The following is a 12,710-nucleotide window of genomic DNA, read 5'->3' on the forward strand; positions in this document are numbered from 1 at the left end:
CAGCCGAGCGTGGGCTCGGCGCTACAAAAAGCGGCCAGCCAACCGCTTTTGTTTTTGCTCTTCTTTTTTCTTTTCCGTGGCTGATCGCCCCGGAAACTGTCAGAGGTCGGGCGGGGTGGGTTCGCGGGGGTGTCCGCGGCATGGATGCCGCGGCCAAGCCTCCAGGGACGGATTCACGGCGTCCCCGCGAATCCACCCCGCCCGACCAAGCGCGGCTTTTGATTCTTGCGGCCAACCAGCAGCCACGAGGGGCTGCGCCGTTCGCAGGAAACCCTCAGTCGTCCGCGGACACCGTGCGCCCCGACGCCCATTCCCGCAACGCCGCCACCTGCTCGGCCATCAGCACCGACAACGGCCGTGTCGTGCGGATCTCGCCCATCAGCAGCTCGGTATCCAGCGGCCGGCCTTCGGCATGCGCCGAATACAGTCCCGCCACGATCGCCTGCTCGATTTCCGCACCGGAAAACCCGTTGGCCGCTGCGGCCAGTGCCGGCAGCGCGAAGTCGTCGGCATTGAGCTGGCGCCGTCCCAGGTGCAGCCGCAGCAGTTCCACGCGCACATCGGCCGAGGGCAGGTCGACGAAGAAGATCTCGTCGAAGCGGCCCTTGCGCAGCAGCTCGGCCGGCAGCTCGTGCACCTGGTTGGCGGTGGCCACGATGAACACCGGCGTCTTGCGCTCGGCCATCCAGGTCAGCAGGTAGCCGAGCACGCGGCGCGACACGCCGCCATCCTCGGTGCCGGTGGCCAGGCCCTTTTCGATTTCATCCATCCACAGCACGCACGGCGCCAGCTGCTCGGCCGAGGCCAGTGCCTGGCGCAGGTTGGCCTCGGTCTCGCCGTGGTACTTGTTGTACAGCGCGCCCACGTCCAGGCGCAGCAGCGGCACGCCGAAGCCGGCGGCGGTGGCCTTGGCCAGCATCGACTTGCCACAGCCCTGCACGCCCAGCAGCAGCATGCCGCGCGGCGGGTCCAGCCCGGCCGGTGCCGAGCCGGCGATGAAGGCGACGCGACGCTGGTTGATCCAGCGCTTGAGCCGGTTGGCGCCGGCCACATCGCCGAAGCGCGCGCTGTCATGTTCGAAGAACAGGTGGCCGCTGCGGTTGAGCAGCTCGAACTTCAGCCGCGCCAACTGTGGCAGGTCATCGTCGCGCAGCGCGCCATCGGCATAGATCAGCTGCCGCGCGATGCGCCGCGCATCGACCAGGCTCAGGCCCTGCAGGTTCTTCAGGATCTTCTTGACCGCCTCGTTGTCCACTTCCACCCGGCGCCCGCCGTGTTCGCGTGCATAGGCATCGGCTTCCTCGCGCAGCATCTTCAACAGCGCATTGGCGTCGGGCAGGCGCGGGTTGAAGCGCACTGCCAGGGCTTCCAGTTCGGCGGGGAGTTCCACCTTGGCGCCGATCAGCACCAGCACGTGCGGTTCGCTGTGGCGGCGCTGGATCAGGTCGCGCAGGGCGCGCTGGTGGCTGGCGTAGCCCAGGTAGGGGTGGAAATCGAGCAGCAGGTATACACCACGCTGATCGGCCTGGCGGATCATCTGCAGTGCGGCGCTGGCATCGGGCGGACCGACCGGCTCGTCCTCGCGCTCCAGGTCGATGCGGCGCAGGCCCTCGGTGATCGACCAGCGGTGCAGGGCCCGCCAGACATGCATCAGCGTCTGCCGGAACAGCTCGACGATGCGACCCTCATCCTGGGTCTCGACCACGATCAACGGCGTGTTGGCGCGGATCAGTGCGCTCAGGTCCTGCAGTTCGCTCATGGCGGTTCGATCCTTCGGGGGCGCCACGATAGCAAAGCCCGGGGCACTGGTTCAGCACGGCTCTACCTTCCGTCACCATCGGCGGTGTACGCTCGGGGCACGTACCCGGAAGCGAGGCTGGCATGAAGACGATCCTGGTGGCCGGCTCCAAAGGCGGGGTGGGCAAGACCACCATCGCCACCCACCTGGCCGCGTACGCGGCATTGCAAGGCAAGGCCACGGTGATCGCCGATGCCGACCCGCAGGGCTCCAGCACCCGCTGGGCACAGCGCCGGGCCGGGCTGGAAAGCGCGGTGCTGCCGATCGACGTGTACCGCAAGAAGCAATGGGCGCAGAAGCTGCCCGACGGTACCGATACCGTGGTGATCGATGCACCGGCCGGCGCGCTGGCCGACGATATCCCGCATTTCCTCGACGCTGCCGATGCCGTGGTGGTGCCGGTGCTGCCCTCGGCACTGGACATCGAAGCCATCGTCGGCTTCCTCAACAGCCTGGCCCAGGTACCGCGCGTGCACAGCCGCAAGCTGCCGGTCGGGCTGGTGCTGAACCGCACCAAGCCCTGGACCCAGACCTCGCAGCAGGCCCTGCAGATGCTGGCTGACTGGCCCTATCCGGTGGTCGCCCAGCTGCGCGACAGCCAGAGCTATGTGGTCATGACCGGCCTGGGCCGCAGTCTTTTCGATTACCGCTCCGCCCAAGTGCGCGAGCACCAGGCCGACTGGGAACCCCTGTTGTCCTGGCTGAAGCTGTAACAGCCGTAGGTCTCCATCCCTTCATTGGAATCCCGCAATGCGCGAACTGATCCTGCTCCGCCACGCCCACGCCGAACCGGCCACCACCGGCCAGGCCGACCTCGACCGGCCGTTGTCGCCGGTGGGGCTCGCTGAAGCCGAAGCCGCCGGCAAGTGGCTGAAGGAAAACAACCTGCTGCCGGACTGCGTGCTGTGTTCCCCGTCGCGGCGGACCCGCGAAACCCTGGAAGCGGTGATGGCGGCCATCGGCTATGTCGAAAAGCGCCTGGAAGACCGTATCTACGAGGCGACCCCCGGCACCCTGGCGGCGCTGGTGGACGAGCGTCGTGACCTGGACCGGGTGCTGATCGTCGGCCACAACCCCGGGCTGGAGCAGCTGGTGGCGCTGATGACCGATGGCACCAGCAGTGATTACCGCGGCATGCCGCCGGGCGGCGTGGCCGTGCTCGGTTTCGCCCGCGAGGCGACGATCGAGCCGGGCGTGGCCAGCCTGAACGCCTTCTGGTGGCCGTAAGCCGATGAGGTTGGCGTTGCCGGGCCGCTGCCTGCTGCCAGTCATCCTGGCCATCAGCCCGGCCTGGGCCGCTGCACCGCCACCGACTGCGCTGCCGGCGGTCGTGGCCGAGCCACCCCGTACGCTGCAGCTGGATGTGGTGCGCTCGCAGATCGGTTTCGAAGTCCGCACCCGTTTCGGCCAGCGCATCGAGGGCGTGTTCCCCCGCTTCGAGGGGCGTATCGAGGTGCTGTCCGATGGCCGTCACCAGGTCCACCTGAAGATGTTCACCCGTACCGTGGAGATCCCCGGCAAGGACCGCTATACCGGCTGGATGCGTGGCCCGGAGTTCTTCGACGCCGGCCGTTACCCTTTCGTCGAGTTCGATTCGCTGCCGTACTGGCCGGAGACGGTCGCCGAGGGGGGCGGCATCGACGGTCGGCTGACCCTGCGTGGCGTCAGCCATGCGGAGACGCTCAAGGTCGAGAAGGCGGAATGTGCCCGACCCGGCTATGATTGCGACGTCGTCAGCCGCGGTACCGTGCAACGAGGTCGGTATGGCATGGACAGCTGGCAGCTTGCCTTGAGTGACCGAGTGACTTTCGTATTGCGTGCGCGCCTCAGCGAGGCGTCGAAACCGTGAATCCCCTGCTGCGTGTATTGGCGCTGGCAACCGTGTTGATGGGCAGCGGCTGCGCGTCGCTGTCGCACGCCCAGCGTGATCGCGCCGAGGCGATCGCCGTGCAGGCGCGCTCGACCCAGGTCGATTGCCGGCAGGCCGACCGCTGCGCACTGGACTCACCCCTGCGGGCCCTGGCCGGCCGGGCGTTCAGCGAATCGACCCCGCAACAGCCGCGGCACTACGCCACCCTGCTGGACGAGGGCGAAGGTGCGCTGGTCGCGCGACTGAACCTGCTGCGCAGCGCCACCCGCAGCATCGACCTGCAGACCTACATCTTCGACAAGGACGACAGCGCCCGGCTGGTCATCGACGAGCTGCTGGCGGCGTCGCGTCGCGGAGTGAAGGTGCGGCTGCTGATCGACCAGCTTTCGGCGATCTCCGATCTGCAGATTCTCGGTGCACTGGCCGGTGCCCATGAGAACTTCCAGCTGCGGATCTACAACCCGACGTTCGGCAAGGCCCGGCTGAACTACTTCGACTATGCCGGCAGCGTGCTGTGCTGCTTCCGCCGCTTCAACCAGCGCATGCACAACAAGCTGCTGGTGATCGACGACGCGATCGGCGTGGTCGGCGGACGCAATTACCAGGACGACTATTACGACTGGGACCGCGAGTACAACTTCCGCGACCGCGATGTGCTGATCGCCGGCCCGGAAGCGCGGACGATGGCGGCCAACTTCGATGCGTTCTGGCGCGCGCAGCGCAGCGTGCCGGCCGAGCGCCTGAACGATGTCGGCCGTACCCTGCTCAAGCACGGCGTGCCGGTGCTGCCACCGGCACAGTTCCGCAGGCCCGAGCGGGTGGAGCGGGTCAGCGAGGAAGCCAACGACGTCGCCTTCGTCACCCGTTCGTTCGTGGACACCGCCCTGCCGGTCGCCTCGGTGCGCTATGTGGCCGATCTGCCGCGCAAGCACCGGCGTGAGCGCGCTGACGCACCGCTGGCCGGGCAGCACGTCACCGAGCCGCAGCTGGATGCATTGATCTCCAGTGCGCAGCATGAAGTGATCCTGCAGACCCCCTACCTGGTGCTGTCCAAGCCGGCGCAGACACTGTTCCGCGAGCTGCGCAAGCGCCCGCAACCGCCGCGCGTGGTGGTATCCAGCAACAGCCTGGCCGCCACCGACAACCCGATCGTGTACGCGCTGTCGTACAAGTACAAGCGGCGCAACATGCGCGAGCTGGGCTTCAACATCTTCGAATTCAAGCCGTTCCCGCTGGATGCCCCGGTCGATTACCGCAACCTGCTGCCCGACCCGATCGCTGCGCCCGGTGCCGATGAACCGACTGGCCGCAACCCGCTGCTCGGTGGCAGCGCTGCGGGCAGCAACGCCGGTGGCGGTGGCGGTGGTGATGGCGCGGCTATCGGGAAAGCGGACGACCGGCCGGCGCGGGTGATCCATCCGCGTACCGGCAGTGCCTATGAGAATGCCCGTGCGCGCCGGCGTGCTGCCGGCAGCGAAGTCGAGACCCGCCTGCTGCGTACCGAAACGCGCCCCTCGTTCCTGGGCAGCAAGGCGGTCAACAAGCCGCTGCCGGTCACCCGCAAGGGCGCGCGCATGGGCCTGCATGCCAAGTCGCTGGTGGTCGACCGCCGCATCGGCGTGGTCGGCACCCACAACTTCGATCCGCGCAGCGAGAACTACAACACCGAAGGCGCGGTGATCATCGACGATCCGGCCTTCGCCGAGCAGCTGGCCCAGAGCATCCTGCGCGATACCCACCCGCAGAACTCCTGGACGGTGGCGCCGCGTGCCAAGCCGCCGGTCCTGTCCGGCCTGAACTACAGCGTCGGCAAGGCCTCCGAGGCGCTGCCGATCCTCGACTTCTGGCCGTGGCGCTACGCCACCGACTACGAGTTCAAGCCCGGCCCGGACTGCCCGCAGCCACTGCCGCGGCAGAGCGCCGATTTCCACCGCTGCTATGTCGCGGTAGGCGACTTCCCCGAGGTCAATGTCGGGCCGAAGTGGCTGCTGGTACGCATGCTGACCGCATTCGGCGCTGGCCTCGTTCCCATCCTCTGAAGGTAGCCGCATGACCCAGGTATTCCGCGAAGCCGTGTCCATCGAGCAGCTCAACGCTCTCAGCCGCAATACCGCCATCGAGACGCTAGGCATCGTCTTCAGCGCCGCTGGCGAGGACTGGCTGCAGGCGACCATGCCGGTGGATGAGCGCACCCGCCAGCCGTACGGCATCCTGCACGGTGGCGCCTCGGTGGTGCTGGCCGAAACCCTGGGCAGCAGCGCCGGCAACCTCTGCGTGGATACCGCCAAGCAGGTCTGCGTGGGCCTGGAGATCAACGCCAACCACGTACGCGCCGTGCGTTCGGGTACGGTCACCGGCACCGCGCGCGCGGTGCACGTGGGCCGCAGCACCCAGCTGTGGGAAATCCGCATCGAGGACGAGCAGGGCCGTCTGGTCTGCATCTCGCGGCTGACCCTGGCCGTGGTGGCGGCCGGGCACGGTTGAGCCGTCGCGGCATCGATGACGGCGGCGGAACCCAGCGTTCCCCGCCGATGGCCGCCGTCAATGAGACTTATGGCCGAATTCGGCTGGCAGCGATGGCAGCCCTCCGGTATCGTGCGTGGATGACTTCCCCCACTCCGGCCCCCCGCGGCGGCGGGGCGCGTGTGTGCCGTTACCTGTACCGCGTACCGCTGCTGTTGGTCCACATCACCGTGTTCCTGCCGCTGATCCTGATCGGCATGCTTCCGCCATGGGGCGAGCTGCGCGTGGGCGATGCTACCTTCGGCGCCAAGGTAGTGAACTGGTGGCAGGGCGGCCTGATGTGGATCTTCGGCTTCCGCCTGTCGCGCGTCGGCCAGCCGCTGCCGGGCGCAGTGCTGTTCGTCGCCAACCATGTCAGCTGGGTCGATATCTCCATCCTGCACAGCCAGCGCATGATGGGCTTTGTCGCCAAGCGCGAGATCGCCAGCTGGCCGGTGGTCGGTTGGCTTGCCGCGCGCGGCCAGACCATTTTCCACCAGCGTGGCAACACCGAATCGCTCGGTGGGGTGATGCAGGTGATGGCCGACCGCCTGCGCGCCGGCAAGGCGGTAGGCGTGTTCCCGGAAGGGCGTACCCGCGGCGGCCACGACGTTGGCCCGTTCCATGCGCGCATCTTCCAGGCCGCCGTCGAAACCAGCGTGCCGGTGCAGCCGGTGGCGCTGATCTACGGCGTGCGCGGGGATGCACAGACCATCGTGGCCTTCGGCCCGGGCGAGAGTTTCTTCGCCAATTTCCTGCGCCTGCTCGGTGAGCCGGCGCGACATACCGAAGTGCATTTCCTGGAGCCGATCGGCACCCAGGACCTGGAAGGCCGTCGGCGCATCGCGGAAACCTCGCGCGCGCGCATCGTGGCGGCCATGAGCGGGGATTGAGGCGAGGGTGGCCGTGTTTCCGCCACCGACCCTCGACGCTGATGCGCCGATGCTCACCGCGTCCGACTATCAGCCGCCGCGCTGGCTGCGCAATCCGCACCTGCAGTCGATGCTCAGCTCCAGCCGCATGCGCCTGCAGCGCGGCCTGCTGCTGCTGGCCGCCACCGGCGCGGTCAGCGAGGAGCTGATCCTCGATGGTGGCGAAGGTGTGCGCCTGCAGGGTTGGCACAGCCATGTCGAAGGGCGCGAACCGCGCGGCATCGCCCTGCTGCTGCATGGCTGGGAAGGCAGCGCCGAATCCAGCTACATGCGCATGGCCGCCGCCCGCATGCTGGAGCAGGGGTTCGACGTGGTGCGGCTGAACTTCCGCGACCACGGCAACACCCATCACCTCAATCCCGGCATCTTCCACTCCAACCTCATCGACGAAGTGGTGCATGCCGCGGGCGATGTCGCCCAGCGCTGGCCCGATCTTCCGCTGGTTGCAGCCGGCTATTCGCTGGGTGGCAACTTCGTGCTGCGGCTGGCCCAGCGTGCGCCGGCCGCCGGTGTGCCGCTGCAGCACGTGGCGGCCGTCTGCCCGGTGCTGGACCCGGGGCTGACCATGGAGAACATCGAGAACGGCCCGGCGATGTACGACTGGTACTTCCGCCGCAAGTGGGCCGGCTCGCTGCGGCGCAAGCGCGATCTGTTCCCCGAACTGAGCGACTGCGACGACCGCGTGCTGAACATGGACATCCGTTCGCTGACCGCCTGGCTGGTCGAGCGGCACACCACGTTCGGTTCGTTGCAGGCCTATTTCGATGGCTACTCCATCGCCGGCGACCGCCTGTCCACGCTGCAGGTACCTGCTGACATCCTGATGGCGCAGGACGATCCGGTGATCCCCTACGCGACCTTCCGCGACTGGCAGCTGCCGCAGCAGGCGCGGCTGGAAACCGCCTGCTGGGGCGGCCACTGTGGCTTCCTGGAAAACTGGCGCGGCGATGGCTTCTCCGAGCGCTGGGTCGCGCAGCGCCTGCGGCGGGTCCTGCCGGGCTGAACCGGCACCGGCGCGGGGCCCGCTACAATGCGGGTTTGACCTTGAACCGGATGGCCATGCAAGACCAGATCCTCCAAGCGTTGCGCCAGAACGATGCCGGCCAGGCCGTGCAGCTGGCCCAGGCGTGGACCCGTGACGAACCCGGCAAGGCCGAGGCCCACCGCTGGCTGGCGCTTGCGCTGCAGCAGCAGGGCCAGGCCGAGGCCGCGATGGAGGCGCTGCAGCAGGCGCTGCAACTGGCCCCCGATGATGCGCAGCTGCACCTGCAGCAGGCCGGCCTGCTGCTGGCGCTGCGCCAGTTCGACGGGGCCGATGAAGCCCTGCTGCGCACCACCGGGCTGGACCCCAACGCCTTCCCGGCCTACCTGATGCAGGCGCATCTGGCGGTGGGCCGCAACGATTTCGACGAGGCGCAGCGACTGTCGACCCTGGCCTCACGGCTGGAGCCGGACCATCCGGAACTGCTTACCATCGATGGCATGGTCGCGCTGCGCCGCGGCGACGCCGACCGTGCGCTGGCCCTGCTGTCGGCAGCCAGCCAGGCGCTGCCGGACGATACCCGCGTGCTGTACGCGCTGGGCTTTGCCTATCTGGGCAAGGACATGCTGGCGTTCGCCGAGCAGGCATTCCGCCGCGTGCTGGCGTTGAACCCGAAGATGTCCTCGCTGCACGGCATGGTGGTGCAGCTGGCCTTGCGCCAGGGCAACGTGGACGCTGCTGCCCAGGCAATGCAGCAGGCGCTGCAGCAGCCGGAGCTGGACGTGCCGCCGATGCGCCGCCTGGCCGGCGAACTGGCCCTGCGCAGTGGCCAGCCGCTGCAGGCGCTGGAGCACCTGCTGCCGCTGCTGGAATCGCTGCAGGGTGATCGCCAGGTGCTGCAGCTGCTGCTGATGTCCTGGCAGCGCCTGGGCCGCGAAGACGAAGCCCGTGCGCGTCTGGATGGCGCACTGGAAAGCAACGACCAGCTGCATGACCTGTGGCTGGCACGGCTGGCCGTGGAAGACGTCGGCAGTGCCGGCGCCGTAGCCGTCGTGGAGCGCTGGATGGAAGCGATGCCCGGCCACCTGCCGGCGCTGGAAGCGCGCATGCGTCTGCACGACATGGCCGGCGAGCACGAGCAGGGCGAAGCGATCGCCGAGCGCATCACCATCCTGGAACCGGGCCGCGTCAGCGGTGAAACCCGTCGCGTCGAGGGTCTGCTGCGGCGTGATCCGGCCGCCGCCGTGGAACGCGTACAGGCTTTGATCGCAGAGGCACCGGAGGGACATCGCGCCGATCTGCGGACCTGGCTGGGCGAGATCCAGGATCGCGCCGGGCAACCGGAAGACGCGCTGCGGACGTGGATGGCGCTGCAGACCGACCGCGCCTCGCAGCGGTTGCCGCTGCCGCCGCAGGCCAAGGCACCGCCAAGCTGGCCGGAGATGGGCAGTATCGACCAGGCGACGCGCGACAGCGGCTCGGCCCCGATCTTCCTGTGGGGTGCCCCGGGATCGGGCGTGGAGCGGGTGGCCACCGGCCTGGCGGCTGCCAGCCCGGTACTGCGCAGTGATCGTTACACCGCCACGCCACCGGACGATGCCTTCCAGAACTACAACACGCTGCAGGACCTGGCGTCGGGCGTGCTGAGCCCGGAACGCCTGGTCGAGCGTTGGCGCGAGCACCTGCCGGCCCGCGGCCTGGAAAGTGACACCGTCATCGACTGGCTGCTGTGGTGGGACAACGCGCTGTTGTGGGCCTTGCGCCCGCAGCTGCCGCAGGGCCGCCTGCTGCTGGTGCTGCGCGACCCGCGCGACATGCTGCTGGACTGGATCGCCTATGGCGCCGCCGCACCGCTGGCGATGACCTCGATGGCCGAAGCCAGCCAGTGGCTGGTGCGTTCGCTGACCCAGATCGCCGCGCTGCACGAGGAAGACCTGTATCCGCACGTGCTGCTGCGCATCGACGACATCGGCAACGATGCGCATGCGATGGCCGACCTGCTGGGCCGCGTGTTCGGGCGTCCGATGCCGCCGGCCGCACAGCTGGGCGCACCGCGCCTGCCTGCCGGCCACTGGCGCAGGTATCGCGACGTTATGGGCGCCGCTTTCGCCCAGCTCACCCCGGTCGCGGTGCGGTTGGGTTACCCGGAAGAATGAGGAGCATCTGATGCAACTGAGCAGTCACAGCCTGGTCAACGGTGCGCCGATCGACCGAGAGTTCGCCGCCGGAGATGCTGCCGGCTTCGCCCCCGACCGCAACCCGCACCTGGCCTGGAGCGGCGTGCCCGATGGCACCCGTTCGTTCCTGCTGGTGTGCGTAGACCCGGACGTGCCAACGGTGCCGGAGACGGTCGGCCGCGATGACATGAGCGTGCCGCGCGATCAGCCGCGCGGCGATTTCGTGCACTGGGTGATGGCCGACATTCCGGCCTCGGTGCAGGAGATCGCCGCTGGCAGCTGCAGCGATGGCTTCGTGGTGAAGGGCAAGCCCGCGCCGGCCGGCCCGGCCGGCAGCCGCCAGGGATTGAACGATTTCACCGGCTGGTTCGCCGGCAATCCGGACATGGCCGGTGATTACCTCGGCTACGATGGTCCGTACCCTCCGTTCAACGACGAGCGCGTGCACCGCTACTTCTTCCGTGTGTTCGCGCTGGACGTGACCTCGCTGCAGCTGCCCGAGCGCTTCACCGCCGCCGATGCGTACCGGGCCATGCACGGCCACGTACTGGCCGAAGCGGCGCTGCACGGCACCTACACGTTGAACCCGGCGTTGGCCTGATAACAGCCTTCGGGTAGTGCCGGCCGCTGGCCGGCATCCGCTGTGCGTGGCAGCCGGCCCGCAGCCGGCCCTGCCCACAACGAAGAAGGGCGACCTCGCGGCCGCCCTTCTGTCTTCTTACTTCTTCTCGATGGCCGACTCGACCACCATGTCCAGCACGTACGCCTGCGACGGCGCATCGGCCGGCGGGTTCTTCACTTCGTAGCGCTTCACACGCACCACGTTGCGCACGCCGTCTTCGTGGGTGTAACCCTCGATGTTGCCGTAGAAGTTCTCGAACTTGCCCGGCTCGCCCTGCTTCAGGCCCTTGTCGTCGAACTTCACTTCGCGCACCTGCAGGCACTGGTAATCCGGGATCAGCGGGTGCGAGCACTTCTCGGTCTTCGCAGCCACTTCCAGGAACACGGTCTCGCCGGCGCCGCCGTAGCGGGTTTCAGCGGTCGGTTCCGGGTTGAACACCAGCACGTCGCCCTTGGCGGTGGTCAGGGTCAGCACGCCGTTGGCGTCCTGTTCGGCCTTCAGCTCGCCCTGCAGACGGCTGGAGACAGCTTCGTCCAGCGCCATCAGCGCCTTGTCGGTGCAGGCCATCATGGTCGAGGCCATCGCGCTCACGCTCAGCTTGCCATCGGCCAGGGTGTAACCGCCGCCCATGCGGTTGCAGGTGTTGCTGACCGACAGGCGGCCATCAACGAAGTCCAGGGTGACCGGCTTGTCTTCGCGGGCGAACAGCGCATCGATGCGCTTGCCATCGGCCGCGGTGGCCTGCTGCAGCAGCCAGTGCTGGCTCTGCAGGCGCTGCGCATCCAGGTGTGCCAGCGCCTTCTGGTCGCCGGCCTTGGCCGCAGCCGGAGCCAGATCGTCACCGCCGGTACCGGCCGGGGCAGGGGTCTGGCTGCAGGCGGCCAGCAGGGCCAGCGGGAGGAGCAGGGTGAGCTTGCGGTTCATGGTGATTCTCCTTGGGGAACCGAGGGGGAAACGGACCGGGGCCGGCAAGGGGGTTGCCGTGCCCCGGCGCTGTTCAGCTGCCGGACGGCAACCACAGCAGCAATGCAGCGCCCAGGGCGATGCGGTAAATCGCGAAGGCCGTGAAGCGATGCGACTTGATGTAGCCCATCAACCACTTCACTACGACGAAGCCGGTGATGGCTGCGGCAAGGAAGGCCACGCCAACGTCGGTCCAGTTCTCGCTGCCCAGGTTTCCTTCCTTGGCCAGTTCCAGGAAGGTGTAGGCGCTGGCGGCGAACATGGTGGGAATGCCGACCAGGAACACGAACTCGGCAGCGGCCGCGCGGCGGCTCAGGCCCAGCAGCATGGCAAGGAAGATTGCCGAGGCCGAGCGCGAGGTACCGGGGAACACACCGGCCACCACCTGCGCCAGGCCAACACCGATGGCCACCGTCCAGGTCACCTGGTCGCGATCGGGCAGGCGCGCGGTATAGGCCTCCACCAGCAGCATCCAGATGCCGCCGATGATCAGCGCCCAGGCCACCGGGCTGACGGTTTCCGGCAGCGACCAGCCGGCCTTGCGTACCACCAGGCCGACCACGGCGGTCACCAGGAACGCCGCGCCGAGCTTGAACACGTACTCGCGGTTCTCGCGCTGGCCGAAGCCGGTGGCCAGCTGCAGCAGGCGCTGGCGGAACACCAGCACCACGGCGAGGATCGCACCGGCCTGGATGATGATGTTGAAGAAGTCCGATCGCGCGCCCAGCCAGTGCTGGGCGATCAGCAGGTGGCCGGTGCTGGAGATCGGCAGGAATTCGGTCAAGCCTTCGAGGATGCCCAGCAGCAGGGCGGAGAGCAGGTCGGACATGGACGGTGTGGGCGCGGGCGGCGGAAGAAGCCAGA

The 12,710-nt window shown here is 68.3% G+C and carries 12 protein-coding genes; 9 read left to right on the forward strand and 3 right to left on the reverse strand.

The window, feature by feature from the left end:
• Positions 1-274 precede the first annotated feature (274 nt).
• Positions 275-1,759 (reverse strand): AAA family ATPase, encoded by a 1,485-nt coding sequence (locus tag D0Y85_RS00555; RefSeq protein ID WP_117309181.1) that lies wholly within the window; start codon positions 1,757-1,759, stop codon positions 275-277.
• Positions 1,760-1,881: 122 nt separating this feature from the next.
• Here D0Y85_RS00555 and D0Y85_RS00560 point away from each other — a divergent pair, with 122 nt between their 5' ends.
• The 9 genes from D0Y85_RS00560 (at position 1,882) to D0Y85_RS00600 (ending at position 10,862) form a co-directional block, all read left to right on the forward strand.
• Positions 1,882-2,511, forward strand: a complete 630-nt coding sequence (locus D0Y85_RS00560; RefSeq protein WP_025875994.1) for a ParA family protein — start codon at positions 1,882-1,884, stop codon at positions 2,509-2,511.
• 37 nt (positions 2,512-2,548) lie between these two features.
• The gene (locus D0Y85_RS00565) at positions 2,549-3,025 is read left to right on the forward strand and encodes a histidine phosphatase family protein (RefSeq protein ID WP_032977995.1); all 477 of its coding nucleotides are present in this window, start codon (positions 2,549-2,551) and stop codon (positions 3,023-3,025) included.
• 4 nt (positions 3,026-3,029) lie between these two features.
• Positions 3,030-3,647: a YceI family protein gene (locus D0Y85_RS00570; RefSeq protein WP_117309182.1), complete on the forward strand. Its 618-nt coding sequence runs from the start codon at positions 3,030-3,032 to the stop codon at positions 3,645-3,647.
• Positions 3,644-5,707 carry a phospholipase D family protein gene (locus D0Y85_RS00575; RefSeq protein ID WP_117309183.1) on the forward strand — a complete coding sequence of 688 codons (2,064 nt, stop codon included), beginning with the start codon at positions 3,644-3,646 and terminating at the stop codon, positions 5,705-5,707. Before D0Y85_RS00570 ends, D0Y85_RS00575 begins: the two co-directional genes overlap by 4 nt.
• Before the next feature lie 10 nt (positions 5,708-5,717).
• A complete protein-coding gene (locus D0Y85_RS00580; RefSeq protein ID WP_117309184.1) occupies positions 5,718-6,152 on the forward strand; it encodes a hotdog fold thioesterase in 435 nt (144 codons plus the stop codon).
• Between the two features lie 119 nt (positions 6,153-6,271).
• Positions 6,272-7,063 (forward strand): lysophospholipid acyltransferase family protein, encoded by a 792-nt coding sequence (locus tag D0Y85_RS00585; RefSeq protein WP_117309185.1) that lies wholly within the window; start codon positions 6,272-6,274, stop codon positions 7,061-7,063.
• Positions 7,064-7,070: 7 nt separating this feature from the next.
• Positions 7,071-8,105, forward strand: a complete 1,035-nt coding sequence (locus D0Y85_RS00590; RefSeq protein ID WP_080353856.1) for an alpha/beta fold hydrolase — start codon at positions 7,071-7,073, stop codon at positions 8,103-8,105.
• 56 nt (positions 8,106-8,161) lie between these two features.
• Positions 8,162-10,240 (forward strand): tetratricopeptide repeat protein, encoded by a 2,079-nt coding sequence (locus D0Y85_RS00595; protein WP_117311816.1) that lies wholly within the window; start codon positions 8,162-8,164, stop codon positions 10,238-10,240.
• Positions 10,241-10,250: 10 nt separating this feature from the next.
• A complete protein-coding gene (locus tag D0Y85_RS00600) occupies positions 10,251-10,862 on the forward strand; it encodes a YbhB/YbcL family Raf kinase inhibitor-like protein (RefSeq protein WP_117309186.1) in 612 nt (203 codons plus the stop codon).
• Positions 10,863-10,979: 117 nt separating this feature from the next.
• Here D0Y85_RS00600 and D0Y85_RS00605 read toward each other — a convergent pair whose 3' ends face one another.
• Both D0Y85_RS00605 and D0Y85_RS00610 read right to left on the reverse strand, forming a co-directional pair.
• Complete coding sequence (locus D0Y85_RS00605) at positions 10,980-11,807, reverse strand: META and DUF4377 domain-containing protein (protein ID WP_025875974.1); 828 nt, start codon at positions 11,805-11,807, stop codon at positions 10,980-10,982.
• Between the two features lie 73 nt (positions 11,808-11,880).
• Positions 11,881-12,675, reverse strand: coding sequence for an undecaprenyl-diphosphate phosphatase (locus D0Y85_RS00610; RefSeq protein ID WP_032978010.1), 795 nt, complete (start codon positions 12,673-12,675; stop codon positions 11,881-11,883).
• Positions 12,676-12,710: the final 35 nt, after the last annotated feature.

Origin of the sequence: Stenotrophomonas sp. G4 (assembly GCF_003428825.1) — a bacterium.
Taxonomy (GTDB): domain Bacteria; phylum Pseudomonadota; class Gammaproteobacteria; order Xanthomonadales; family Xanthomonadaceae; genus Stenotrophomonas; species Stenotrophomonas indicatrix.